Origin of the sequence: Novosphingobium sp. THN1, assembly GCF_003454795.1 — a bacterium.
Taxonomy (GTDB): domain Bacteria; phylum Pseudomonadota; class Alphaproteobacteria; order Sphingomonadales; family Sphingomonadaceae; genus Novosphingobium.
This window is the reverse complement of sequence record NZ_CP028348.1, coordinates 392,757-416,740: the sequence shown is the minus strand read 5'-3', so window position 1 is coordinate 416,740 and position 23,984 is coordinate 392,757. Positions and strand designations below refer to the sequence as shown.

Here is a 23,984-nt window from a genome sequence, read left to right as displayed (position 1 = left end):
TTTCCTTTAAACGAAAGACTGCTTCCGATGCGTACGCTCCTGCTCCTTGCTGCCGCCAGCCTCCTGCCGACAACACTCGCCGCCAAGGCCCCCGAAGCCAGCACCGCCAGTGGCAAGGTTGCAGGCACGCACGAAGGCGCTGTCGACGTGTTCCGCGGCATTCCCTATGCCGCGCCGCCGCTGGGCGAGCGCCGCTGGCGTTCCCCGCAACCCGCCGCACCCTGGCAGGGCTTGCTTGATGCCAGTGCCTTCCAGCACGATTGCATGCAAACGCCGTTCCCGTTCGACGAGGCGCCCTTGCGCACGACGCCAGCCGAGGACTGCCTCTATCTCAACGTCTGGAAGCCCGCTTCGGCAAGGAAGGGGGCAAAGCTGCCGGTCCTAGTCTGGATACATGGCGGTGCGTTCATCACCGGCGGCACCTCGCCCGCCATCTACGATGGCTCGGCATTTGCGAAGTCGGGCGTGGTCTTCGTCAGCTTCAATTATCGCCTGGGCCGGTTCGGCTTCTTTTCGCACCCCGCGCTCACCGCCGAAGCGGGCAAGGCGGTCGGCAATTTCGCGATGGAGGATCAGTTCGCTGCGCTGAAATGGGTGCAGGCCAACATCGCTGCCTTTGGCGGCGATCCGGCCAAGGTTACGATCATCGGCGAAAGCGCGGGCGGCACCGCAGTCGTCAATCTTCTCACCATGCCTTCCGCCCGCGGCCTGTTTCGCGGTGCGATCTCGATGTCCGGCGGAGGCCGCTCGCTCCTGCCCACAGCAACCATGGCCAAGGGTGAACAGGTTGGCGTGGATTTCGCCGCAAAGCAGGGCGTGACCGACAAGGGCGCCGCGGGCCTTGCCGCCATTCGTGCGCTTCCTGCAACTACCGTTCAAGGCACCAACCTCTTTGCGGACCGCTTTGCCAACCCCGCCACCTATGTCGGTGGCCTCGTTGCCGAAGGTTCGGTCATCACCGCGCCAAGCGACATGCTGATGGATCAGGGCAAGATCGCACCCGTTCCGGTGATGATCGGCATGACCAGCGCCGACGGCGGCATTTCCTTCGCCCAGGACAAGGATGCGCTCTTCGCCAGCTTCGGCGCGCAGGGACCGGCGCTGCGCAAGGCCTATGATCCCGACGGCAACGCCGAGTTCCGTGACCTGTCGCGCCATCTCACCGGCGACCAATACATGGCCGAGCCGGCACGCTTCGTCGCGCGCCATACCGTAGCCGCTGGCCGGCAAGCGTTCGTCTATCGCTTCGGCTATGTTGCGCAAGGCAAGCGCAGCGAATGGAAGACAGGTGCGCCACACGCCACCGACATTCCCTACTTCTTCAACACCGTCGATGCCCGCTATGGCATGGCAACCACCGATCTCGATCGCCAAGCCGCCCGCCTGGCAAACGCCTATGTGGTGAATTTCGTAAAATCAGGAAACCCCAACGGCAAGGCGCTGCCCCAATGGCCAGCCTATGACCGCAAGGGCGAGGCCCTGCTCCAGCACACCATGGACGCCTCGGCCACGGCCAGCTTCGATCCCTTCAAGGCCAAGCTCGACCTGATCGAGGCCTTTGCAACTTCGAAGCCCTAATCCTGCGGCATGTCCCGCGCCACTCGGAAGCCCAGGTGATTGTTGCGTGCGCCCGGTGGATCGCCGATCCGCTGGGCCACCCGCACGCTCCATCCCGAAAGGCTCCATCCGCCCCCGCGCACGTTGCGCAAGGTGCAGGGCCCGCTAAGCCAGGCAGACCCGTCCGTCGGCGCACCCACGTAATCCTCGTGGTGGCAATCCTGCACCCACTGTGCCACGTTGGCCGTCAGGTCATGCAGGCCGAATCCGTTGGGCGCATAGGATCCGACCGGCGCGGTGCGGTCATGATGATTGCCGTAGTTGGCTTTCGACGGGTCGATCGCGTTGCCAAAGGGATACCACGTATCAGTCCCACCGCGCGCCGCATATTCCCATTCGGCTTCGGACAACAGCCGATAGCGCTGCCCCGTCCGCTGTGAAAGCCACGCAACGTAGCTCTGCGCATCGGCAAAGTTCACGTTGATGACCGGTCTGCGCTCCCGTCCCCAGCCAGCATCGTCCGGGCGATAGCCATTGCACCCGCCATCGGCAACGCAGACGTCCCATTCATCGAAGGTCACGGCATGACGCCCCACAGCGAAGCGATAGCCGATCGTAACCTGGTGGCGCGGCTCCTCCATCCTGTCGAACATCGCCAGGACGCCCAGCGTCTTTCGTTCCTGCGCGCTCGATCCCATCACGAACGTCCCGGGCGCAATGACCACCATCTCCGGACAATCCCGGCATTCGGCAAAAGCCGCGCCCGCCACCACGGGCGGAAAGCGCGGTGCCGGTGCGGCCACTTTGGGGGCACATAGCCATTGGCAGGCGGGGTCTCGGCACCAGCAGCTGCCAGCATCAACCACAGGCTCATGCGGTGAACTCCGGATCTACGGCTTCGGCACAGGTGCTGCGCGCGGCGGCTTTCACCCGATCAATCAGGTCGATCAGCCGCGCCGCGTCATACCCTGTCGGCAGACGGTTTTCCTCGCCGCGCACGGCTGCTGCAAATTCAAGCATTTGCTGCGCAAAAAAGTGCCCCAGCTTGCGCCCGCCCATTGCGCGCGGATCGACGAGAACACCCTCGGGCGGGGCGACCAGAATCTCGCCATTCCACTTGAGCACTTCGCCGTCCTCGATCTCGGCCACACCATCGGCAAAGTGCAGCACCTTGCGATCGAACACGCTGCGCTGGTTGTATGAGATATGGACGCTCGCCATCCGTCGTCCTGGATAGCCCAGCAGGATCATCGCCTCGTCCTCGGCCTGCCAGCCCGGTTGCCACCGCGCCGCCTCCACCTGCACCCGCAACGGATCGTCGGTGCCCATTACCAGTTGCACGAAATCCAGCGAATGCGGCGCAAACAGCGAAAGGATCAGGCCGTCCTCGGGCTTGCGCTCTGCCCACCATGGTGCCTGTGGCCCATCCCAGAACACGCAGGATGACACTTCCACCGCACGCAAGGTTCCCCACTGCGGCATGGTATCGACCAGCTTCGCCACTGCTGCATTGTGCCGGTAGGTGTGACCTGCGGCCAGCACCAGTCCGCTGCGCGCCGCCATCTCGGCAAGGTCACGCGCCTGCGCGCCAGCCTCGGCCAGCGGCTTTTCGACCAGGACATGCTTGCCCGCAGCCAAGGCCTTTGCGGCCTGCGCGGCGTGAAGTCCGTTCGGACTGGCGATCAGCACCGCGTCGACGCCGCGAAGAGCCAGTCCTGCGGCAAGGTCGGTGAACGCCGGCACGCCATGCTGCGCCCCGGTCCGCTCGACGGCGGCCTCATCGGCGTCGACCACGCCAACGAGCCTGATGTCCCGCTCCAGCCCGGCCAGCGCCGCCAGATGAGCGCCCGAGATACGTCCGCACCCTACCAGAAGAAGCCCGACCGGATCACGCATGAGCCAGCTCTCCCTGCGGCGCTTGCGGCTTTTCATGCACGAAGCGCCAGATGATCAGGGCCGCGATCAGCTTGGTCACGCCCGGCACCACGGAATAGGCCACGACCGTGCCCGCTATAGCCTCGGCTGATTGTGCCACCCCGGCCCGCGCCGCCGCCGCATCGAAGCCCCACGCTGAAAGCAGCGCGCCGACAACCAGCGTCCCGCCCAGCGCGATCCCGGCCTTCTCGATCACCGACCAGATTGCCGAGTAAGTCCCTGCCCGGTTCTCGCCATGCTCGTCGCGCGCATGGGCGATGCAGTCCGACAGCAGCGAAAGCACGATCGTGCCCCACCCCGCGTTGCACGCTGCCATGACCGCTGCCAGCCCCCATGCCACCGGCATCGGCACGTCGGCCATCTGCCCCCACAGCAGGGTCACCAGGCCGTGTCCGCTTGCCGCGATCACATAGGTCCGCTTTTTGCCGATTCGGCGGGCGACCATGACCCACAACGGCGATCCGGCCATGACTGCCACCGCCATGATGGCCGACATCACGCCGATATCGTGCAGGGGTTCGGGCCGGGCCATGGCGTATTTCACGAAGAACGGGAAGCCTGCATAGGAAATGCCGGCCCCCACCGTCATCACCACCGCCGAAAGGCACAGCACGGCAAAGCGCCGGTCTGCAAAGGCACGCGGCAGGTCGCGAATGGCAAAGGCCCTGGCACTGGACGCCGGCTCGCGGATGCGCCCGGCAAAGCGCCACGCGATCAGCAGGCAGTTCATCGCGATCAACCCGAGCACCACCATCGTGATGAGATGCCCCGGCCTGTCCATGCCGAGCCGATTGACCAGCATCGGCGCGAACGAGGACGAAAGCAGCACGCCAAGTCCGGTAAAGCCATGCTTCCAGCCCATCAACTCGGTACGCTCTACCGGGTCGGACGACATTTCGGCAAACTGGGCAAGATAGGGCACCGAGAACGTCGAATAGACCGCCATGTAGGCACTGAACGTCACGAAGACCCACGCCACCTGCACCATCATTGCCGCTTCCGGCACGGCAAAGGGCCCGAGCATGGCAAAGGGCGCGGCGACACCGCCGATCAGCAGCCACCGCCTTCGGGGAAATCTTGCTGCCATCCGGTCGGATGCGACTCCGATCCACAGGTCGAAGATCACGCCGAACACGACCTTGGGCACGAAGATCGCGGCACCGGCAATCGCGGGCGCAATGCCCATCACATTGGTAAGGTAGAACAGCAGCAGCAGCGATGGCGCATCGCGGAACAGCTGCCCCGCCACCTGTCCCAGCGCGAAGCCGGCCTTGGTCGTCCTGTTCAGACCGGACATACCAAGATATTGATGTGCAACAGACATTCGGAAATACTCCCCATCCGGCAGGCCGGCCGCGATCGGCATTAGTGTCAGTGTTCGCCGTCGTTGGCAGCGAAAGTGCCGCGCCTTGGACTGCAGAGGCTATCGTACGGCAGAATCTCCGATTGGCGGATAATTGCCAATCTTGGCGTTGAGAAAGGGCCGGATCGGATCAAGCCTTCATATCCGAAAGCAGGCCTGTCGACAGCATCGATCTTACGGCCGATCGGCACCTAATACTGCTTCATCACAAGGGAACAACCGGATTTTTCCGGAACGTATTCATGCGGCTTCGAAATTCATCGAGGTCGGATAGGGGGAATTATGAAGCGTTACTTCAAGTCCACTTCGCTTACTGTGATGTCGATTGCTCTTGCAACCACGGCGATGATCGCGCCCCAGGCCGCGTTTGCCGCCGAGGGTGAACCCCAGGCGTCCGAAGACGAAGGCGGCCTCAGCGTCATCACCGTCACCGCCCGCAAGCGCGAGGAAAGCCTGCTCAAGACGCCGATCGCCATCAGCGCGCTAACCAGCCAGGACATCGAGAAGCGCGGCATCAACAGCGTCAATGACGTCGTGCTCAACACGCCTGGCATCAACGTGTCGAACACCAACTCGGGCCGCAACGACCGTTCGTTCCAGCAGATCTCGCTGCGCGGCATGACACCATCGACCACCACCTCGACGCTCACCGCCAGCTTCATCGATGGCGTACCGGTGGCATCCTCCACCGCGCTCAACGCCGTCATCGATCCGGCCCGCATCGAAGTGCTGAAGGGCCCGCAGAACGCCTACTTCGGCCGCAACGCCTTCGCCGGCGCGATCAACGTTGTGACGAAGAACCCCAGCGACACCTTCGGCGGATCGTTCACCGCCATGGGCGGCACCCGTTCCAACTACGAAGTCAGCGGCGCACTCGATGTGCCCGTGATCGCCGATGTCCTGAGCTTCCGCCTGACGGGCAAGGCCTTCTCGAAGGATGGCTCCTACATCAACGCCGCCAACCCGAACCAGACCCTGGGCGACCAGGAAACCCGCACTGGCACGCTGCAGATCTCGCTCAAGCCCTCATCTTCGCTGACGATCCGCGCGATGGCATGTACTCCGAAGACGATGACGGCCCCTCGGCCCAGGGCATGCTCTCGGCCTACGAAATCCGCGCGAACAATGGCTCGGTCAATATCCCGTACCTGTCCGGTTCCACTGCCGGCACGGTGATCGTGCCGAGCCTGTCGAACTGCAATATCTCGGGCTACACGACAGGCGTTTCGTCAACCGAGGCCAAGGTCTCGCGCCCGTTCATTTGCGGTGCCGCGCCAAGTCTGGCGGCAGGCTTCAGCCCGGCGCAGAACACCATTGAAGATGCCCTGCTCGCCCGTATCCTGGCCAATGGCGCCAGCCGCGCCGCATCGCCGAGCAAATCGACCAAGGGCTATGGCCTCGTTCGCCAGTACTATCACCTCCACCTCAACGTGGATTACGAACTGGGCGATACCGGCGTCACGCTGACGTCGCTGACCGGTTACAACAACGAATACTATTCGCAGCTGGCCGACCTCGACAACTACGACAGTTCGCTGCTGCGCAATGCCGCCGCCACCACGGCCAACGGCCTGCGCACGTTCTGGACGTTCCCGTTCCTTGTCGAACGCCGCAACAAGGACTTCTCGCAGGAAGTGCGCGCGACCTACGACAAGGGCGGCGCTTTCAAGGCCATGCTCGGCGCCAGCTACCTCAAGACCGAAGTCGAGAGCGATCTGGTCAGCGTGGCCAACGAAGAGCAGTTCGGCGTTGCCCGCTCCGCCGGCTCGCTGTCGCCTCCGGGCAAGGCCGAAACCGTGGGCGTGTTCGGTAGCTTCAGCTACAAGCTGACCGATGCCCTGACGATCAACGCCGAAGCCCGCTACCAGCGCGACAAGATCTTCGCCTTCGTCGGTGGCCGGTCGCTCACCATCAGCTCGGCCATCGCCACGCAGTATGGCCTGACCGCAGGCACTTATGCCCCGCTGTCGAGCTTCTACAATCGCACTTACGAAAACTTCCTGCCGCGCGTGATCGTCAACTACGACGTGAACCCGGATCTCATGGTCTACGCCTCGTTCTCGCAGGCCGCGAACGTCAGCATCGGCTCCTTCAACACCGCCTTCCTGTCGGGCACGGCGAACGAAATCGCTGCTGCGCAGGGCATCGGGCTGCAAGTGGTGACCGAGCCTGAAAAGCTCGACAACTACGAAGTCGGCATGAAGGGCAAGCTGTTCAACGGCCGCGTGCAGTTCTCCGCAGCGGCCTACATGGCCGACTGGAAGAACCAGTACAACAATCGCACCAACATCTTTGTCGACCCGGCTACCAAGGTCGCCGCGATCGTCAGCGGCGTGGCCAACTCGGGCGGCACACGGCTCAAGGGCATCGAACTCGATGTCAACGCCGAGCCGGTCGATGGCCTGATCCTCAACATCTCGGGCTCGATCAACGACAGCGACATCAAGTCGTTCGCCGACCCCTCGATCTCGAAGCTGACCGGGATCATCGGTGATGGCTTCAAGGGCAATCAGCTGCCGCTGACCTCGAAGTATTCGGCCAACTTTGGCGCGCAGTACAACGGCAATCTGACCGACAACATCAACTGGTTCGTTCGCGGCGATCTGTCGTACAAGTCGCGCCAGTTCGTCGATGCTGGCAACCTCACCTGGATCAAGGGTCGCACCCAGGTGAACGCCCGCATCGGCTTCAGCCGCGAAGGTTTTACGCTCGAAGCCTTTGCCACCAACCTGTTCAACGACAAGAACTACACCGCCGTTGCCCAGAACAACATCCTCGATCCCAGCTTTGCCCTGGCAGGTTCGGCCTTCGGCTACCTCAACGTCGCCCTGCCCGAACTGCGCACCTTCGGTGTGAAGGCCGGCTATCGCTTCTGATCCATCCGGCCCAAAGGCCCAACTTACAGTGGGGGCGGCGCTTAACAGCGTCGCCCCCTTTTTTAATGGCGTCTCCGCCCTGCGGACAAAGCGCGAATGGCGCGCATTCCTTGGCAACGAGCAGGCATCCTCCGGTTCGATCCCATGACTGAAACCATCGCCTCGATCCCGCCCAATCCGCGCTTCATCCGCCGCGGCTACACCGCATGCCGGTTTGGCCACATGCATTACCGGACCGCAGGACCTGATGATGAAGCGATTGCTTCGGGGCGTCCTGCCGTGGTCATGCTGCACCAGAATCCATCCTCAGGCTTCGAGTACGAACCGCTGATTGCCCAGCTCGCCACCGACCGCACGGTCTATGCCTTCGACACGCCGGGCTACGGCATGTCGGATGCGCCCGATGCACCGGCCGGGATGGCAGGCTATGCGGCTGCGTTCTCGGATGCTCTGGATGCGCTGGGGCTGGAAACCGTCGATCTCTACGGCTTCCACACCGGCACCCTCCTGGCAGCAGAACTCGCCATCGCGCGCCCCGAAACGGTGCGCAAGGCGGTGATGACCGGCATCCCGATGTACGATGCGCCAACGCGCGCGAAGAAGCTGGCCGATGCCGATCACTTCCCCGTTGCCGATGAGGACGGCAAAGTGATCATGGATCTGCTCCAGCGATTGTGGACCTATGTCGTCGTCAACCGCGACAGGCGCGTTCCGCTGGATAAGGCCATGCGCAACTTCGCCGACAAGGCCGCCGTGCTCGATCGCTTCACCTGGGCCTACAAGGGCGTGTGGGGGTGGGATTTCGCCCGCCTTGCACTTGTCACGTGCCCTGTCATGGTCCTGCAGCCCGCAGAGGAACTGCGCTCCGTCTCGCTAGAGGCCGCGCGGGTCCTTCCGAATGCGGTCGTGCGGGAACTGCCCGATCTCGACCGCGAGATATTCGATATCGCGCCGGAGATACTGGCTCATGAAATACGCTCTTTCCTCAGCTGAATCCGTCCTGCCCGCCGCACAGGTTTCCCACTCCGTTCTCCATCCCGACTGGATCGCCGCACAGGTCCGTGCGCGATATCCCGTCAACGGCGAAGTCACCTGCTTCCTGCTCTATCGCGGCATGAACGACGTCTATCTCGTGCAGGACGCCACCGCGAAATACGCTCTGCGCGTCTGGCGCAAGACCTACCGCGATCCCGATGACGTCGCCTACGAACTCGGCTTCCTCGATTTCCTGCGCGAGCGCGGCTTCCCTGCCTCGGTCGCCGTGCCGCAACGTGACGGCGCGCTCTATTTCAAGGCCGATACCCCGAAGGCGTGCGCGCCGTCGCCATGTATGACTGGGCACCGGGGGTGAAATTCGGAGAGCGTCTCTCCACCGAAACTGCCCGCCGCATCGGCGCTTCCTTCGCGCAGATGCACCTCGCCGGTTATGAATGGGCAGGTGCTGACCACGTCTTCACCACCAGGACCGCCAAGGACTACAACATCTGCATGCCCGCGCTCGTGGACTTCGTTTACGACCGGCCGGACGACCTGCGTGACTATCCGGTCATCGCCACCAATCTCGACAAGCGGCTGGATGAACTCGCCGCATCCGGCAAGGTCCCGCTCGGCGTCTGCCACCGCGACTTCCATCCCTCCAATGTCCACGTTGCCGATGACGGCGTGATCACCCTGCTCGATTTCGACGCCGCTGGCGAAGACTTCCTGATGCAGGATGTAAAGAACTTCGTCTGGGGCAACCTGTTCTACGGTTTCGGCCCGGCCTATGGCACCGCGTTCGAGGAAGGCTACCAGTCGGTCCGCCCGTTTACGCCGGAAGAGATCGAGGCTGGCGAAATCTTCCTCATGGCCAAGGCGCTGCGCCTCGTCGCCGGCATGGCGCACAGTTCCACCGCTGTCGGACGCGGCACGCTGCGCTTTCGCAACCTCGACTGGCTGGGCGACTACATCAAGACCCGCGCCCGCGCGAGCGGCCTGTTGTGAGCGCGCCGCAGGACACCCGCTGGCCATCCCCCGCACGCGCGTGGGGGATGGTTGCGCTCCTGTTTCTGGCCGGTGTATTCTCGGTGATAGACCGAGGCGTGCTGGCCATCGTCGTCGATCCGGTGCGGCAGGACATCGGCATCGGCGATGAACAGATCGCCCTGCTGCAGGGCCTCGCCTTCGGGCTGTTCTATGCGATCATGGGCATGCCGATGGGCCTTCTCGCCGATCGCGTCTCGCGCAAGCGCCTGGTCGCTGCCGGAATCGGCCTGTGGAGCCTCGCCACGATCGCCAGTGGCCTCGCGCAAGGCTTCGGCTCGCTCTTTGCCGCGCGGCTGATGGTCGGGCTTGGCGAGGCCGCACTCGGCCCATGCGCGATCTCGCTGATCGCCGACCTGTTCCCGCCGGAGCGGCGCGGGCGACCGATTAGCCTCTACATGATGGGTCAGGGGCTGGCGAACGGCCTTGCCATTACGCTGACGGGCCTCGTCATCACCCACGCCGCCCAAGGTGCATTCACCGGCCTCCCGCTTCTCTCTGCTCTGGCGCCGTGGCGCGTGGCCTTCGTCCTGTTCGGCGCCGGCGGCATCGGCGTAGCGGCGGCGCTCGCGCTGCTCACGCACGAGCCGGAACGCAAGGGCACGGCCATACCCGTCGCGGCCAAGGGCATAGCTGGCAAGGCAGAATTGCAATGGCTGTGGGCCAATCGCAGCGTCACCCTGCCGCTCTACCTTGCCTTTGCCATCTGCTTCACCGCAGCCTATGGCGCTGGGGCGTGGACACCCACGCTGCTGCTGCGTGGCTATGGCGTAAGCCCGGCCTTTCTCGGCGCGTGGCTCGGGCCCTTTGCCATGGCCTTTTCCGCCACCGGACCGCTGCTCGGCGGCTGGCTGCTCGATCGCGCGATGCAGCAAGGCAAGACCCGCGCCCGTTATGCCATCCTCACGCTTGCCCCACTCTGCGCCATTCCCTCAGGCTTGGCCGTGCTCGCCCCGGATCCGCGCCTTGCCGCCGTGCTGGTGGCGTCTTCGAATGCGGTCTTCGCCTGTGTCGGCACGGTCATGTTCGCCACGTTGCAAACGCTTGTCCCGGCTAACATGCGCGGCAGCGCCATCTCGCTGACGCTGGTGCTCAATACCCTGCTTGGTGCAACACTCGGGCCGCTGCTCGTTGCCACGTTCACTGAACGGGTGTTCGGCGATCCGGCGATGGTCGGATGGTCGATCGCACTTGTGGCGGTGCCCTGCGTGGTGATCGCCAGCGCGCTCTATGCCCTGGCGGCACGGGCCTCCGACCGGCAGGATGGCATCTGATCGCTGCCTGCAGGGTCTGTCAGATCCCCAGCGCGCCGGGGTTCATCAGGCCCTTGGGGTCCAGTTCCCGCTTCACCGCGGCAAGCAGGCCCTTCGCCCGCTCCGACAAGCGGGACTTGTAGGGATAAGCGCGCCCGATCTGGAAATGGCCTGCGCCGAACTGCTGGAACAGCGCCACGATCGCCTCCTTCAGATCATCGGCATAGGCCTTGGCTTCCGGATTGGCGGGAAAATCGTTGAGGCCCTTGATGTATTCGGCATCCAACGTGGTCAGGTGATAGCTGGTCCGCGCATCGGGCCAGTAGAGCGCGATTTCATAAAGGAAGCCCGAAGGACCTACCGGCGAAAACATCGTGCCGATCCACACGCCCAGCCGGTCCATATCGGCCTTGCGCGTGGCCAGCAGGGCGTGAAAGGCATCGTTGAAGGCGACCGCGCGGTCATGCGCCAGCACGCCGTGGATCGGTACCCAGCGTTCGCCACCAGGCCCGAGGATATTGAACAGCGGCGCGAACGGGACCGAACGCACGAACGTCGGCACGGTATTGGCAATCTCGCGGCCGTGCTGGCTGACCAGGCGGCGCAACTGCTTTGCCTTGTGCGCGGCATCTTCGGCATCAAAACCTTCGACGATGAAGTGGCACATATATTTCCCGGCGCGCATCGGATTTTCGCCGGCAATCGCCATCTTCACCAGCGTGGCCAGGCCCTTGAGCTTGCTGGGCGCCTTCTGCATCACCTGCAGCGCGATCTTCAGCCGCGCGCCCACGCCCTCCTGCCGCGCGATCTGCCCTTGCGAAAGGGCGAGATCGAGGCCGAAGTGGCTGTCGTCCAGCCGGGCGATCTGCGCCAGTCGAACGCCCGCGTGGTAATCGGCAAAACTGTCGAACGCGAAGGATACCGCCTCGGCATCCTTGAGGATCGGCAACAGTGGCATGCGCACCCGCGCCTTGATCCCGAACACGCCGCAATCGCCGGTGAACAGGCCGGTCAGGTCCGGGCCGTACCAGCGCATCGCATCGCAGGCATTGGTCGTCAGCAGGCTGCCATCGGCCAGCACCACGTCGAACCCGATCACCGACTGCGCAGAGATGCCGTGCGCGGTGCTGCCATGGCTCAATGTGTTCTGGCTCATTGACCCGCCGACCGTGGCGGCAAGGCCGGAAAATGGCCCCCAGAACGGGGTGCGCAGGCCCTTGGCTTCCAGTGCAACCTTGAGATTGGCCCAGGTCACGCCCGCGCCCACGGTAACGACGGCGTTGGCCTCGTCGATCGCGATCTCGTCAAGTGCGCCGGCATCGATCAGCACGTGCCCGCCTTCGGGCCGGATATAGCCATCGGTGTAGGATGCGCCGCCACCGCGCGGGATGATGGTCACGCCCGCCGCGCCGCACAGCCGCACCGTTTCCTGCAATGCTTCGACCGTGGCAGGCCGCACGGCCGCCAGCGGCAGGCCGCCAGTGCGATAGACGTCGTTGGCGAAATAGCTCAGCCGCTCTGCCCCGGTCTCCACCGCATCGGCACCAAGCGCCTGCCTGAGAGTGTCGAGAAGATCGGTCATTGCCATTGCGCGCCCCGCGTCAGAGTGATCGCCGCTCTCTTGCCATGCGGGGCGATGTTACGAAACCGCCGCCGCGGTCTATCCGGCCTGCGGACAGACGCATCGCAGCATGCGGGGATCGCCAATGCTCAAGCATGATCCCCGCCAATCCCACCGGCAGGAATCGCATGCAAACCTCACTGCAAATCATGGAGTTGGCCATCGAGGTGGCGACGCCCGAGGCGCTAGCGCCATTCGGGCAGGTCATCGGCCGGGTGGACGGCGTGACGCCGGTCTCCGTCGATTTCTACAAGGGCGCGGTGAAGATGAGCTACCCGGCGCGCTTCACTTGCCAACATCCGGTGGAGATCACCGTCGCCCACATGGACCGCCGTCCCGGCGAGGTGCGATACATGGAGCGGCATTTCCAGCATACCCAGGCCTTCCTGCCGCTCGGCGGCAAGCCATTCATCGCTGTCATGGCGCCACCATCGGAAGATGATCTGCCGGACCTGTCACAGGTCCGCGCCTTCCGTTTCGACGGCAGCGCGGGGTTCGCGATGCACCTTGGCACCTGGCACGAATTTCCCTTCGCGATCGAGGACGGCAGCGATCTCGTCGTGGTTCTTTCCAGCCAGACGGGGTACGATCTCAAGGCCAAGGACGCCCTGACCGAAGAGGCCCACGGGCCTGACCTCGACAAGAAGGACATCGTCGCCCGCACCGGCCATGTCTTCCGTTTCCAGATTCCGGAGCATAACCATGGTTGAACGCACCAATCTTGACCGCAAGGTCTTCGCCAAGGGCAGCCAGCCCGTTGTCTTCGGAGATCAGACCACCGATGCGCTTGCCGGCATGGTGCTGGCCCTGCTCGGCGAAGTGGTCGTGCTCAAGGACCGGCTCGATGCCAACGAGCGTCTGCTCAAGGCGGCGGGCCTCCATGGCACGGCGGACGTCGATGTCTTCAATCCCGATGCCGAAGTGCGCGCCCATCGCGGCGCCTACCGCCAGGCCATCTATGATCGCGTGCTGGGCGTGGCGCGTGACCGCCTCCTGCCCGAGGCGCTGGCTGAACAGCAGGCCTACGAGGGCGAAGTCGCCCGCGTCGCCGCAGACTGATACCCAAGGAGCAGATCCCCATGTCCGAAATGAACCACCAGCACTTCGGCCACGCGGTCATGCCGCAGGCCACGCATGATGAACAGGCCATGGAAGATCACTTCCTGGCAATGCGCATGTGGACCAACCGCAATCTCGATCCGCTCGACCGCCGCCTGCTCGATAAAGTGATCGTACCGCAGGTCACCGCCAAGACCGGCACCGCGCCCAAATCCAGCGCGCAGGTGCGTCAGGCGCTCGAAGCGCACCCGCTGCACCAGCTCTGGCTCACGCTCTCGCTGTTCTATCAGGACCGCATCTGGCAGGCGCTTGATGGCGCGATCGACCGGCAGTTCGAGGAACTGGCCGCCAAGGTCGATGAACAGGTCGCCAACCCCAAGGGCTCGCTGCGCCTCAATCCCGATGTCGAAGTGCCGCGCTACATCTCAGCCATTGACCACCACCGCATGCCCGGCAGCTATACGGTAGACACCGCCGACAAGGACTTCCGTGCCGGCGCGCTCTACGATCGCTTCGCCTCGACCTACCTGCGCAATCTCAACGGCGGGTGGAAGAACGACGGGCGCGGGCACACGCTGGCCAGCCATGTCCACGATTTCTACCCGGACCTCGAAGTGAAGCGCATCGTCGATCTGGGCTGCTCGGTCGGCCATTCGACCGTCGCCATTGCCCAGGCCTTTCCAGATGCCGAAATTCACGCGGTCGATATCGGCGCGCCGATGCTGCGCTATGGCCATGCCCGCGCCGAGGCGATGGGCGTTGCCATCCATTTCAGCCAGCAGAATGCCGAATGCACCGACTTTGCCGACGGTTCGTTCGATCTCGTCACATCTTCGGCCTTGATGCACGAAACCTCGGCCAAGGGCATGCGCGCGATCATGAAGGAGTGCTTCCGCCTGCTCCGGCCCGGCGGGGTCATGTGCCATGTCGATGTGCCGCCCCGGCACGAACACCTTTCGTTGTGGGACCAGATGCGCTGCGATTTCGAAAGCCACTACAACAACGAACCGTTCATGACCTCGCTGGCGCGGACCGACTGGGTGGCCGTGGCCGAAAACGCCGGCTTCTCGCGCGAAGTCATCGCCGCCGGCTATCGCAAGGGCACCTTCTCCCTCAAGCCGGAGCGCGCCGACTTCTTCACCGAAGGCGATCCCAACGGGCGCACGCTGCTGGGTTCATGGTACGCCTGCTCGGCGGTGAAGTGACATGCTGATCGATACGATGACCGGCTTCGAGACCGGCGCCATCACGCGCCGCGGCATGTTGGGCGGGGTTGGAGCAGGGATCGCTCTGGCGGCAACCCCTTCCCTTGCAGCGTCCGGCAGAGGGCCGATCCGCCCGCTCGACGTGAACGACCCGCGCGAAAACCTCTACGGTTTTGCCAAGATGTGGGGCACCATTGGCGCCAAGCCGGTGATCAGCGCCTATCAGGGCGTGCAATATGCCGTGGTCGGCAAGAAACGCGCCACGCCGCTGTTCGGGTTCTACGGTTTTGCCAACATCCGCAACGCGATCCAGCCCGATGGCAGCATCAAGGTCATGGGCAAGGAGTGCGGCTATTTTGTCGATCTAGCCAGCGGCCAGATCATGGACACATGGGATAACCCTTGGACCGGCGAGAAGGTCGAGACCTGGCCCTTCCTCAACGACAAGTTTCGCGGCACGCTCGGCCTCACCCGCAAGGTCTATGAGGTGAACGGCAGCAAGACGGTGAACAACGACGCCAAGGGCGGCAGCGATGCCGAACCTTTCCGACTGCCCTGGCAGGTGATCGGCGATCAGTACCTGCTGGGCTGGGACTATGCACACGAATACGTCAACCCGGTCACGCCCGAAGGCTGGCCCAAGGCGTCCTCGGGCCGCATGGTCAACCCTTCAGAGCACTTCGTTCTCTACACCCCCGCGCCGAGATAGATGACCGCTCGGTCGAGTCCGCCCGCTATTACGGCGGCTTCATGCGGCAGGGACCGTGGTGGCCGTGGATGAAGATGGGGCAATCAGGCGTCGATGGCGTGCTGATGGGCCGCATGCACTCCTACAAGATCACCGGCACGCATGACGATATCCCGCGCGTGGTGCTCGACCGCGTGGTCAAGGATCGCCCCGATCTCCTGACCGACCCCACCGACGGTCCCGATGCGGGCGTCGTCGATACCTTTGGCAAATATGCCCGCGATGTGCCGCCGGAGGTTGCAGGCTACAAGAAGCCTTGATCTTTCAGTCCCTTGCCACGCGCTTCAGGAAAGGCATTGCCTTTTCAAGAGCGCGGGCGGGGCAATCGAGCGGCATCATGTGGCCGCAGTTCTCCACCACGATCAGTGCCTTGTCCTTCGCCGCGACAAGTTCCAGCGCCTTGGCGCCCTCGCGGTCGAGCCGCGTCTCATGGTCGTCGGCGGACCACAGCAGCAGCGTCGGCGCGGTGATCTTCCGCAAGTCTTCCGGCGTGCGCGAAGTGGGTGTGGAGCGACCGGCGACCATGGCATTGGCCGGATCGCGCAGCATCCGGTTGTTGAGCAGAGTCCACTCCTCGACCAGCGCGGGCGTGACAACTGCCTTGTTTTCAACGTTGTAGAGCAGAATCTGCCGCCAATATTCGGGCGCGTGCCAGCCGGGATGGGTAGCGTCTTCGGCAAGGGCATCCTTGAATGACTGGGGCAGGCTGGCCATGTCGAACTGTAGCGGGCCGACCGCTATGTTGTTGAGAACAATGCCCTTTATCCGCTCGGGTCGGGCCGCGGCATAGGCAGCAGCCGGCACCCCCGCGCTCGATGTGCCGACAATGACAAAGCGCTCCGCCCCCGCCCTGGCCATCAGCGCGTCGATCACCCGGAAGCGGTGCTCCAGCGAATAGTCTGCCGCCGGATGCGGGCCGGACAGCCCCAGCGGCGACTGGTCATAGCGTAAGACCTTGAAATGCTTGCGTAATTCCTTCGCCCAAAGGTCCCACTGGCGCAGGCTGGCGAAGGAGCCGTGGAGCAGCAGGATTGCCGGCCCCCGGCCTTCGATCTTGTAATGCACGGTCTCGCCATCAATCACGACGAACTGCGAACTCTCCGAGGCAAAGCGGGTGCGAAGGGCCAACTCCGAGGGACTCTCGGGGGGCAATGGGGTAGCAGCGGTGAGCAGACCAAGCGCCAGGAACGGCAACAGCGCGCGCTTCACGACCGGCGCCTCGCATGCAGTTTCATCACCACATAGCGCCCGTTGTAATTGCAGGATGACCCTGCGGCGCTGGCACGATCGCTGCTGAACGTAATCTGCGAAAGGCCGAAGAACTCGTGAGCTGCCGTCGCCTCATGCTCGGGATCCGCTTCGTAGCCATAGCGCAGGTGCCAGCCGCCATCCGGCAGTGCCGTCAGCTTCTCGGCAAAGCTCAGGGAGCGCGAATTGCGGCCCCCGCTGGCCCCGCCCCTGGTGGAGATGATGACGCGTGGCGCGCCCTCGCCGGCCGCGATTTCCATGTCCGCGTCCCATTCGTAAAGCGTGGTGCCATCGGGGGCGAGTGTGGTGCCGTGGAGATCCCAAAGGCCGAAGATATCGGGAAGCGCGGTCATTTCACCGTCCTGTCCAGCCAGGCGCGCAGATCGCGCCCGGTATCCTGCGGCAGTTCCAGCATGGGGTAATGGCCAAGATCGGGATAGTGAATCACATCCACCTTCGCGCTCGAAAACTGCGAGACGGCCTTTGTCGCCAGGTATTTGGGCAGCACCGGATCACGATCGCCCCATTGCAACAGGATCGGTGCGATAACCTTGGCCGCATCCCCGCCTGCACCCTTGGCCCAGACCGCCTTCTTGTTCGCTTCATAGTATTCGCGGACCCGCGCAAAGCCGCCGGCGATGGTGTTGGTCTGGTAGTACCAGTCAACCGTCTCGTCGGTCAGCCGCTCGGACCGGCCATAAAGTTCCGACAGCGACTGGCGGTAATAGGCGCGCGGGTAATAGTTGGGCACCAGCGTTTCGTGCGTCCAGATCATCGCCCACATCAGGCGGCTGAAATCGGTGGGCGGCGGCGCCTCGAGCGGCAGCGCCGAAAGCGCCAGCGCGGTCACCTGATCGGGATGGCGGGCGGCATAGAGCGTGGAGATCGTCGCCCCGCTCGACGTGCCGACCAGGGCAAACCGCGCCAGCCCCTTGGCAGCCACGACTTTCTCCAGCAGCGCGACCACGCCCGGCATCCCCGTGGACGGGGCGCTGTCGGTTGACAGGCCATAGGGCGGCCAGTCGAAGCGGATCACGCGATAGCGATCCTTCAGCGCATCGGCCCAGCCATCCCATTCGCGCAAGTTGGCCATCGAGCTGTGCAGCATGATGACGACCGGCCCGTCGCGAGGGCCTTCGTCGCGCATGTGGAGCGTGGCAGTGCCGATCTTCTCGAACGTGGAAGTCGCAGTTGCCTGCACCCCCCTGACCTCCTCGTAGGAAGGGTTCCACAGACCGGCGCGCATCGTGCCGAGCAGGCCGAGGCAGGCGACCAGCACGGCAAGCGCCACCAGGCCGACGATCTTGAGCAGGCGTTTCATGCTTCCTCCGTGCCGGGAACGGTGAAATTGCAGCCTATGATGCGGCGACCTGCGCGCGATCCGGCTTTGCCGCCTGTCCGCGCTTCGGATAGACGCAAGGCAGCGATGGCCGGGGCGGCGGCCCGACAACACCTTAGCCGCCAGAACGATAGCAGCCTTGGGAAACGCCGATGATGGACCGCCGCACCCTGTTGACCGGACTATCCGTGACTGGAGCCATGCTTGGCGCAGGACTGCCTGCGCTGGCCAAGGCGGGCAGCAAGGGCGTGCTGGACGTGACCAGCGAGGCAGGCCGCCTGCGCAACTTCATCATGATGCGCGGCGCACTGGACGAAGGGCTGATTACCAGCTGGGTTTCGGCGCGATATTACGGCGTGGTAGAGGACCGGATGGACCCGCTCTTCGCTGTCGTCTCGGCCGTTTACTCGCGCTACCGCCAGGTGGCCGACGGATATGAGGCCGTGAACTTCGAACTTGCCTGGTTTACCGATCCCGTGACCGGCAAGGCGCTGGAAACCTGGGACAATCCCTATACCGGCAAGACCTGCAAGGTGCCAACCGGGGCCTGCCGCCGTCGAAGATCCGCTTCGGCAGGGATCTCTCGTTCCACATCGCGCGCGAAATCCCCGGCCTGCAGATGGAGCACGACATCCTGCCCTTCGACGTGCGCGGCGATGACGTGTGGGTCACCGAACGATCGCGCACCGCGATGACCTTTCCGGGTGCGGCCGAGCCTTTCCGCTATGCCGAAAGCAACACCTTCCATGCCAAACGTCACGACCTGACCCGGCCGGGGGCGACGCGGGTGACGAGCGAGGTCAGCTTCACCAACGTCTGTAGCTGGCGTCCGTGGATGGAAATGGGGGACCGGCCCGGGCACCTCACCGCCACCGGCATCGGCCGCCAGAACGCCACCCCGGCCTCGCTGCCGCCCGCCTTTGTCGAGGCCACGATGCTGCGCAGGCCCGAAGTGCTGAAGAACCCATCGGCGATCCTGCAGCCGCTGTGGGACGCCAAGGGCTGATCGCCAGCGGGTATTCGCGGCGTCTACGCCGCCGTGCGATACCGGCCCAGCGTGGCGATCAGGACCACCACCATCGCCAGCACCACGGCCGAACCCAGCAGCGCCGCGTCATAACCGCCCAGCGCGTCATAGGCCTTGCCGAACAGCATCGGCCCCAGTCCCGCACCAAGGCAGAACACGCCCAGCACGCCGCCATAGGTCGCGCCGTAATTGGCAAGAGCGGCATAGCGGCCGGTGAAGTAGGCCAACATGTCAACCTCGGCCCCGGCGGCCAGCCCCAGCATCAGCGCGGCAACGAACACCGGCCCGCCGCCAAGGAGCAGCAGCGCCGCAACCACCGGCGAGAGCAGGAACAGGGCCGCGACATAGGGCGCGTGGAAACGATCGAACAGGTAGCCGACGACGAGCCGCGCCACCAGCACGGCAAGGCCCACGCCCGCCGCCACTTGCGCCGCATGCGCCGCCGCCATGCCGCGATCGACCAGCATCGGCACGAGGTGGACGATCAACCCTGCCACGATCAGGCCCAGCAGGAAGGCGATCAGCAAAAGCATCAGTGTCTGCCGGTTCGCCTCGAAGCGGCCTCGCGCCCGGGCCTCGGGGGTGGGTCTGTCAGCTGTGCCGACCAGCAGGCTGGCGGGCAAACCCACCAGCAGCGTGACCCCTGCCATTACCATGACCGCCGTGCGCCAGCCACTCTGAGCGAAGACCGGGCCCAGCAGCGCAGGGGCCAGCATCGCCGCCGCGCCGGTGCCCATCAGCATCAGTCCCAGCGCCAACCCGCGCGCCGCACCGAAGCGCAGGGAAACGATCCGCGCCCAGATCGCCGGCGTCGTGCCCGCACCTGCCAGCGAAACCAGCAGCCACAGCGCATCCCACATCATGACCGAATTGCCGGTGCGCGAGAGAGCAAGCAGCGCCAATGGCGTGGCGATGAAGCTCGCTACCGCAATCGGCCTTGCGCCCCAACGGTCGGCCAGCCAGCCGACCAGTGGCGCTGAAAGGAAGATGCCGAACTGCTGGAACGTGGCTGCGCCAGAGACCGCAGCGCGGCTCCAGCCAAATTCGTCCTGCAGCGGTTTCACGAAGAGGCCGAGCGAATAGAAGCCGATGCCCATCGTGCCGACGCCGATGGCAAGGGCAGCCGCCAGCACCAGCGGCCATCCCCGACCAAGTTCTGCCTTCGCTTCGGGCGTCAATACATGGGCCATTGCGTTACCTCGAAGGCACGAAAACCCCGCGCGGCGAGAACCACGCGGGGGCAGATCGAGCAACGTTTGAGAGGGCGCTGCTCAGAACAGATTACTCCGGCTTCTTCACCGGAAACGGTGCAGCGGGCGCGGGCGGCTTGGGCGGGGTCCAGCCTGCCGGAACCGGCGCGGGCTTTTGTTCGCGCGCGTAGTTTTCGAGGCTCGACAGCGACGGGCCGTAGTCCTCGGTGGGGGAATGCAGCCACTTTTCGTCCATGGCGCGGGCCGCCGCCACAAGGTCGGCAGGCAGGCCCTTGATGCCATCGGGGATGGTCTGGAAATGGGTGAAGTAGCTGACATGGCCTTCGGCCTGGCCCATCAGCATCCACGGCAGCCACGGCGTGATGCGGCTCCACGCGCCGATGTGCGGGATGTGCGTGAGGTAGGGATTTTCGACGTCTTCCTTCTTCACCACATAGATGAAGTGTTCGGACACGCGGTTCATCGCGCCCGAGCTTTCGCGCACCCACTTGTCGGGCTGGAGCGCGTTGGGATACTGCATGTCGATCCCGGTGTGCAGCAGCATCGTGCCATTGGGGCCGTATTCCCAGTCCTGCAGGAACGGGATCTTCTTCGGCTCGCTCTTCTGCAAGCCGCCATAGGACGGCGCTTCGGGCTGGAATTCGCTGATCGTGAAGTTGAACGGATCGTTGGCGATCGGCACCACCTTCACCCGCTCGCCGGTGTAGGGGTTGTCCCATTCGGTCATGATCTGCTTGGTCACGGGATCGCGATAGAACACCACCTCGCGCAGCATCCGGCGATAGGAGCCATCTTCCAGGCGCTTGACGCGAACGAAGCTGAAGCCTTCGACATCGAACAGGGTGCGAACCTTCTCGTTCGGGCGCACGCCATAGGCCTTGCCCTTGATCCACCCGCACTTTTCCTTGGTGGGATCGATGTCGGCATCGATGCGCGCGTAAGTATCGCGCGTCCACTTGGGGTCCTTGAAGTCGATCTTGGTGATGAAATCGACCGGGGTTTGCCCTTGGGCGCCTTTGCCTTTGCAGCGGCACTGGCCGTGGCAGGCAGTGCCACCATGCCGGCCATCAGCGCGGCAAAGCCCATGCTTTCGCGGCGGGAAAAATTCTGGTCGTCCATCGGTGCCCATTCCTTGGAGTTCGGGAAATCTGTAGGATCAAACTTGCCTTGAATCAAAACGGCCGCACGACTGGCCCTTATGCTATCCGCCACGCGGACAGCACTTTGGGGCAGGCCTTGCCGGATAGGGTCCGGTCGCCCCATGCAGGCCCTCGTGCAAGTGCGAAGCGGAGTCGCTTAGATGCTCAATACGTTCCAGCAGGCCGATCATCCCGCCCTGCCCAAGGCCACTGCCGACGAAGCCGCAAGGCAGGAGTTCACCAAGAGCTTCAAGGGTTTCATCCAGTCCACCCTGCTGCCCGGCCTGACCCCGATCTACCAGACCCGGGTGGCCCGCCAGTTCGAGAAGGAGCACGGCCGCGCCCCGGCAGACCGCCGCGACATTCGCAATGGCATGGTCGGCGACATCTATTTCCAGCACTATGCCGCCGCCAACCGCATCGCGCAGGAGCTGCTGTGGGAATCGGTGAACGGCTCGGTCGATCGCCAGCTGCCCGACCTGATCGCCACGGCCAAGGCGCTCTCGGCCTCGACCAAGGCCCGGCTCGTCATCCCCGAAGGCTTCACCCCGCCCCGCTATGTCACCGCGCTCGACATCCACTGCATGCCCGGCGGCTACTGCAGCGAAGTGTGCGAGGACGACATCTCGGTCGGCGCGCTCTACGATCGCGGGGTCTACCTCTATTCGATGGGCTATACCGGCCCCAACAACGATGACATGGGCCGCTCGGTGGTGAACTACATCAAGCGCCACATGCCCGATTTCAAGCCGCGCCGCATTCTCGACATGGGCTGCACCGTCGGGCACTCGACCCTGCCCTACAAGGAGCTGTTCCCCGAAGCGGAAGTCTGGGGCATCGACGTTGGCGGGCCATGCGTGCGCTATGCCCATGCCCGCGCTGCCGGCTTCGGTCTTGAGGTCAACTACGCGCAGATGAGTGCGGAGGAAACCACCTTCCCCGATGCACACTTCCATCTCGTCGTCAGCCACATCCTGCTGCACGAAACCAGCGGCAAGGCGATGCCGAAGATCTTTGCCGAGGCGCACCGCGTGCTCGCGCCGGGCGGGCTGATGATCCACGCCGACCTGCCGCCGTTCGACCTGATGGACCCGTTCACCCAGTTCATCCTCGACAACGAGACCTGGTACAACAACGAGCCGTTCTGGGGCGCGATGCGCGACATGGACCAGATTGCCCTTGCCGAAAAGGCCGGGTTCGACCGGGCGGACGTGCGCTTCGATACCGCGCCGATGGCCGTGATGGAATTTGCCGCGGCCGCCGAAGGCTACAGCCAGGAAGCCAGCGAGGCCGTGGCCGAGCGTGAATTCACCGCAGGCGAATTTGCCCCCGGCGGCGGCTGGGAAGTGCTGATCGCACGCAAGCCGCTCGAAAAGCAGATGGCAGCATGACCGGAACCGATGCAATGACCGCCGATACCACAAGCGAACGCCCCCACGTCATCCGCCACGCCCGCGGCAAGCGCCCGGAATTCTACGAAACCCCGGCCTCGATCACGTCATGTCGATGGTCATGGTGCTGGCCAACGAAGTCTCGGTCCTGCGTGACCGTATGGACAGTGCCGAGCGCGTGGCCAAGGCATCGGGCATCGATCTTGCCGCCGGGATCGAAACGCTCGAACTCGATCAGGCCGCGCTGGAGGAACGCGAGGAGCGCCGCCAGGATTTCCTGCGCCGCCTGTTCTATCTCCAGCTGAAAGACGCCGACGAAGCCGCCCAGGCCCAGACCGCCGAGGGCTTCAACGCGACGATCGCGGAAATCGCGCTTCAGGATTGAGGGGGTTCGAACCCCATATCGTCCACCAAACCAACGTCACCCGGGCTTGACCCGGGGTGACGAGGAACTTTGGTTCGCGAAGCCCTCAATTCACCCGGTAGAACCGGATTCGCACCGATGGGACCTTGGCATCCCCCGGCACCAGCGCGCCGATGAAGGTCTGGCGGTTGAGCCAGTCGTACTTGCCATTCGGCGCCTCGAACACAGCGTGTGTCCGAACCGGGACGGGCTTGCCTTGCGCATCGCGGCAGGCAACGGCGGTGTTGACGATGTTGATCACCACGCCGTCGTCGGTCTTTAGGAAATAGTCGGCCTTCAGCTGCACGCAGCCATCGGGGCGGATCAGTTGCCAGTCCCACCCGCCGGGCATGACCGTACCACTGATCCCCGGGCCGCTGAACGTGCCGCCGGTAATCGGAATGATGTTACGCCCACCGAGCGGCGTCGCGCCGGGGGCGACACTCTGGGCGAGAAGGACCTCTTCCTCGAACACGAATTCGAGCGAGGGATCGGGCATCGGGGGCTTGTCAGCTGCAGATGCGGATGCTGCGCCCACAAGGGCCAGAATGGCCCCGGCAATTCCAGATTTCATGCTTTCTCCCGCC

26 protein-coding genes are annotated in these 23,984 nt (G+C 64.3%); 16 read left to right on the top strand and 10 right to left on the bottom strand.

The features are described from left to right. The first annotated feature begins 27 nt into the window (after nucleotides 1-27). Entirely contained in the window at nucleotides 28-1,578 is a 1,551-nt protein-coding gene (locus C7W88_RS19025) for a carboxylesterase/lipase family protein (RefSeq protein WP_118075123.1), read from the top strand. Here the strand turns inward: C7W88_RS19025 and C7W88_RS19020 are convergent. The 3 genes from C7W88_RS19020 to C7W88_RS19010 form a co-directional block, all read right to left on the bottom strand. After that, a complete protein-coding gene (locus C7W88_RS19020) occupies nucleotides 1,575-2,360 on the bottom strand; it encodes a formylglycine-generating enzyme family protein (RefSeq protein ID WP_162896262.1) in 786 nt (261 codons plus the stop codon). The two genes, C7W88_RS19025 and C7W88_RS19020, sit on opposite strands and share 4 nt — an antisense overlap. A 67-nt stretch (nucleotides 2,361-2,427) precedes the next feature. Further along, complete coding sequence (locus C7W88_RS19015) at nucleotides 2,428-3,453, bottom strand: Gfo/Idh/MocA family protein (protein ID WP_118075888.1); 1,026 nt, start codon at nucleotides 3,451-3,453, stop codon at nucleotides 2,428-2,430. Next, complete coding sequence (locus C7W88_RS19010; RefSeq protein ID WP_162896261.1) at nucleotides 3,446-4,789, bottom strand: MFS transporter; 1,344 nt, start codon at nucleotides 4,787-4,789, stop codon at nucleotides 3,446-3,448. Before C7W88_RS19010 ends, C7W88_RS19015 begins: the two co-directional genes overlap by 8 nt. A 348-nt stretch (nucleotides 4,790-5,137) precedes the next feature. Between C7W88_RS19010 and C7W88_RS24050 the strand changes: the two genes are divergently transcribed. The 6 genes from C7W88_RS24050 (at nucleotide 5,138) to C7W88_RS18985 (ending at nucleotide 11,027) form a co-directional block, all read left to right on the top strand. Then, on the top strand, nucleotides 5,138-6,031 hold the full coding sequence (locus C7W88_RS24050; protein ID WP_118075120.1) for a TonB-dependent receptor: 894 nt from the start codon (nucleotides 5,138-5,140) through the stop codon (nucleotides 6,029-6,031). Beyond that, nucleotides 5,950-7,731 (top strand): TonB-dependent receptor, encoded by a 1,782-nt coding sequence (locus tag C7W88_RS19000; protein WP_240345137.1) that lies wholly within the window; start codon nucleotides 5,950-5,952, stop codon nucleotides 7,729-7,731. The genes C7W88_RS24050 and C7W88_RS19000 overlap by 82 nt, the downstream gene beginning before the upstream one ends. A gap of 144 nt (nucleotides 7,732-7,875) precedes the next feature. Beyond that, on the top strand, nucleotides 7,876-8,724 hold the full coding sequence (locus tag C7W88_RS18995) for an alpha/beta fold hydrolase (RefSeq protein WP_118075886.1): 849 nt from the start codon (nucleotides 7,876-7,878) through the stop codon (nucleotides 8,722-8,724). Next, the gene (locus C7W88_RS24045) at nucleotides 8,699-9,082 is read left to right on the top strand and encodes a hypothetical protein (protein WP_240345104.1); all 384 of its coding nucleotides are present in this window, start codon (nucleotides 8,699-8,701) and stop codon (nucleotides 9,080-9,082) included. Before C7W88_RS18995 ends, C7W88_RS24045 begins: the two co-directional genes overlap by 26 nt. After that, the gene (locus tag C7W88_RS18990) at nucleotides 9,043-9,714 is read left to right on the top strand and encodes a phosphotransferase enzyme family protein (RefSeq protein ID WP_240345103.1); all 672 of its coding nucleotides are present in this window, start codon (nucleotides 9,043-9,045) and stop codon (nucleotides 9,712-9,714) included. The genes C7W88_RS24045 and C7W88_RS18990 overlap by 40 nt, the downstream gene beginning before the upstream one ends. A 47-nt stretch (nucleotides 9,715-9,761) precedes the next feature. Then, nucleotides 9,762-11,027, top strand: a complete 1,266-nt coding sequence (locus C7W88_RS18985; protein WP_118075118.1) for an MFS transporter — start codon at nucleotides 9,762-9,764, stop codon at nucleotides 11,025-11,027. 19 nt (nucleotides 11,028-11,046) lie between these two features. Here the strand turns inward: C7W88_RS18985 and C7W88_RS18980 are convergent, their stop codons facing one another. Then, nucleotides 11,047-12,594 carry an FAD-binding oxidoreductase gene (locus tag C7W88_RS18980; protein ID WP_118075117.1) on the bottom strand — a complete coding sequence of 516 codons (1,548 nt, stop codon included), beginning with the start codon at nucleotides 12,592-12,594 and terminating at the stop codon, nucleotides 11,047-11,049. 182 nt (nucleotides 12,595-12,776) lie between these two features. Here C7W88_RS18980 and C7W88_RS18975 point away from each other — a divergent pair, with 182 nt between their 5' ends. From C7W88_RS18975 to C7W88_RS24470, 5 genes are read left to right on the top strand one after another with little or no spacing between them, the layout of a single operon-like run. Further along, nucleotides 12,777-13,337: an ureidoglycolate lyase gene (locus tag C7W88_RS18975; protein WP_240345102.1), complete on the top strand. Its 561-nt coding sequence runs from the start codon at nucleotides 12,777-12,779 to the stop codon at nucleotides 13,335-13,337. Continuing rightward, nucleotides 13,330-13,686, top strand: a complete 357-nt coding sequence (locus C7W88_RS18970) for a hypothetical protein (protein WP_118075116.1) — start codon at nucleotides 13,330-13,332, stop codon at nucleotides 13,684-13,686. Before C7W88_RS18975 ends, C7W88_RS18970 begins: the two co-directional genes overlap by 8 nt. A gap of 20 nt (nucleotides 13,687-13,706) precedes the next feature. Further along, the gene (locus C7W88_RS18965) at nucleotides 13,707-14,891 is read left to right on the top strand and encodes a class I SAM-dependent methyltransferase (protein WP_118075115.1); all 1,185 of its coding nucleotides are present in this window, start codon (nucleotides 13,707-13,709) and stop codon (nucleotides 14,889-14,891) included. A gap of 1 nt (nucleotide 14,892) precedes the next feature. Next, complete coding sequence (locus C7W88_RS24475) at nucleotides 14,893-15,600, top strand: DUF1838 family protein (protein ID WP_118075114.1); 708 nt, start codon at nucleotides 14,893-14,895, stop codon at nucleotides 15,598-15,600. Between the two features lie 41 nt (nucleotides 15,601-15,641). Beyond that, a complete protein-coding gene (locus C7W88_RS24470; RefSeq protein WP_205525348.1) occupies nucleotides 15,642-15,899 on the top strand; it encodes a DUF1838 family protein in 258 nt (85 codons plus the stop codon). A gap of 4 nt (nucleotides 15,900-15,903) precedes the next feature. Here C7W88_RS24470 and C7W88_RS18950 read toward each other — a convergent pair whose 3' ends face one another. From C7W88_RS18950 to C7W88_RS18940, 3 genes are read right to left on the bottom strand one after another with little or no spacing between them, the layout of a single operon-like run. Continuing rightward, nucleotides 15,904-16,848, bottom strand: a complete 945-nt coding sequence (locus C7W88_RS18950) for an alpha/beta fold hydrolase (protein WP_118075112.1) — start codon at nucleotides 16,846-16,848, stop codon at nucleotides 15,904-15,906. Beyond that, the gene (locus tag C7W88_RS18945; RefSeq protein WP_118075111.1) at nucleotides 16,845-17,240 is read right to left on the bottom strand and encodes a hypothetical protein; all 396 of its coding nucleotides are present in this window, start codon (nucleotides 17,238-17,240) and stop codon (nucleotides 16,845-16,847) included. The genes C7W88_RS18950 and C7W88_RS18945 overlap by 4 nt, the downstream gene beginning before the upstream one ends. Then, complete coding sequence (locus tag C7W88_RS18940) at nucleotides 17,237-18,208, bottom strand: alpha/beta fold hydrolase (protein ID WP_118075110.1); 972 nt, start codon at nucleotides 18,206-18,208, stop codon at nucleotides 17,237-17,239. The genes C7W88_RS18945 and C7W88_RS18940 overlap by 4 nt, the downstream gene beginning before the upstream one ends. A 170-nt stretch (nucleotides 18,209-18,378) precedes the next feature. On the opposite strand from C7W88_RS18940, the gene C7W88_RS18935 reads away from it, so the two are divergent. Continuing rightward, nucleotides 18,379-18,921, top strand: coding sequence for a DUF1838 family protein (locus C7W88_RS18935; RefSeq protein WP_118075109.1), 543 nt, complete (start codon nucleotides 18,379-18,381; stop codon nucleotides 18,919-18,921). Then, nucleotides 18,918-19,232: a DUF1838 family protein gene (locus C7W88_RS18930; RefSeq protein ID WP_162896259.1), complete on the top strand. Its 315-nt coding sequence runs from the start codon at nucleotides 18,918-18,920 to the stop codon at nucleotides 19,230-19,232. The genes C7W88_RS18935 and C7W88_RS18930 overlap by 4 nt, the downstream gene beginning before the upstream one ends. A gap of 23 nt (nucleotides 19,233-19,255) precedes the next feature. Here C7W88_RS18930 and C7W88_RS18925 read toward each other — a convergent pair whose 3' ends face one another. Then, on the bottom strand, nucleotides 19,256-20,443 hold the full coding sequence (locus C7W88_RS18925) for an MFS transporter (RefSeq protein ID WP_118075107.1): 1,188 nt from the start codon (nucleotides 20,441-20,443) through the stop codon (nucleotides 19,256-19,258). Nucleotides 20,444-20,534: 91 nt separating this feature from the next. Continuing rightward, a complete protein-coding gene (locus C7W88_RS18920; protein WP_240345101.1) occupies nucleotides 20,535-21,593 on the bottom strand; it encodes a DUF1838 family protein in 1,059 nt (352 codons plus the stop codon). A gap of 171 nt (nucleotides 21,594-21,764) precedes the next feature. On the opposite strand from C7W88_RS18920, the gene C7W88_RS18915 reads away from it, so the two are divergent. Beyond that, on the top strand, nucleotides 21,765-22,994 hold the full coding sequence (locus C7W88_RS18915) for a class I SAM-dependent methyltransferase (protein ID WP_118075106.1): 1,230 nt from the start codon (nucleotides 21,765-21,767) through the stop codon (nucleotides 22,992-22,994). A 109-nt stretch (nucleotides 22,995-23,103) separates the two neighbouring features. Beyond that, nucleotides 23,104-23,379 carry a hypothetical protein gene (locus C7W88_RS18910; RefSeq protein WP_240345100.1) on the top strand — a complete coding sequence of 92 codons (276 nt, stop codon included), beginning with the start codon at nucleotides 23,104-23,106 and terminating at the stop codon, nucleotides 23,377-23,379. Nucleotides 23,380-23,464: 85 nt separating this feature from the next. Here the strand turns inward: C7W88_RS18910 and C7W88_RS18905 are convergent, their stop codons facing one another. Beyond that, nucleotides 23,465-23,971: a DUF3237 domain-containing protein gene (locus C7W88_RS18905; RefSeq protein WP_118075105.1), complete on the bottom strand. Its 507-nt coding sequence runs from the start codon at nucleotides 23,969-23,971 to the stop codon at nucleotides 23,465-23,467. Between the last annotated feature and the right edge of the window lie 13 nt (nucleotides 23,972-23,984).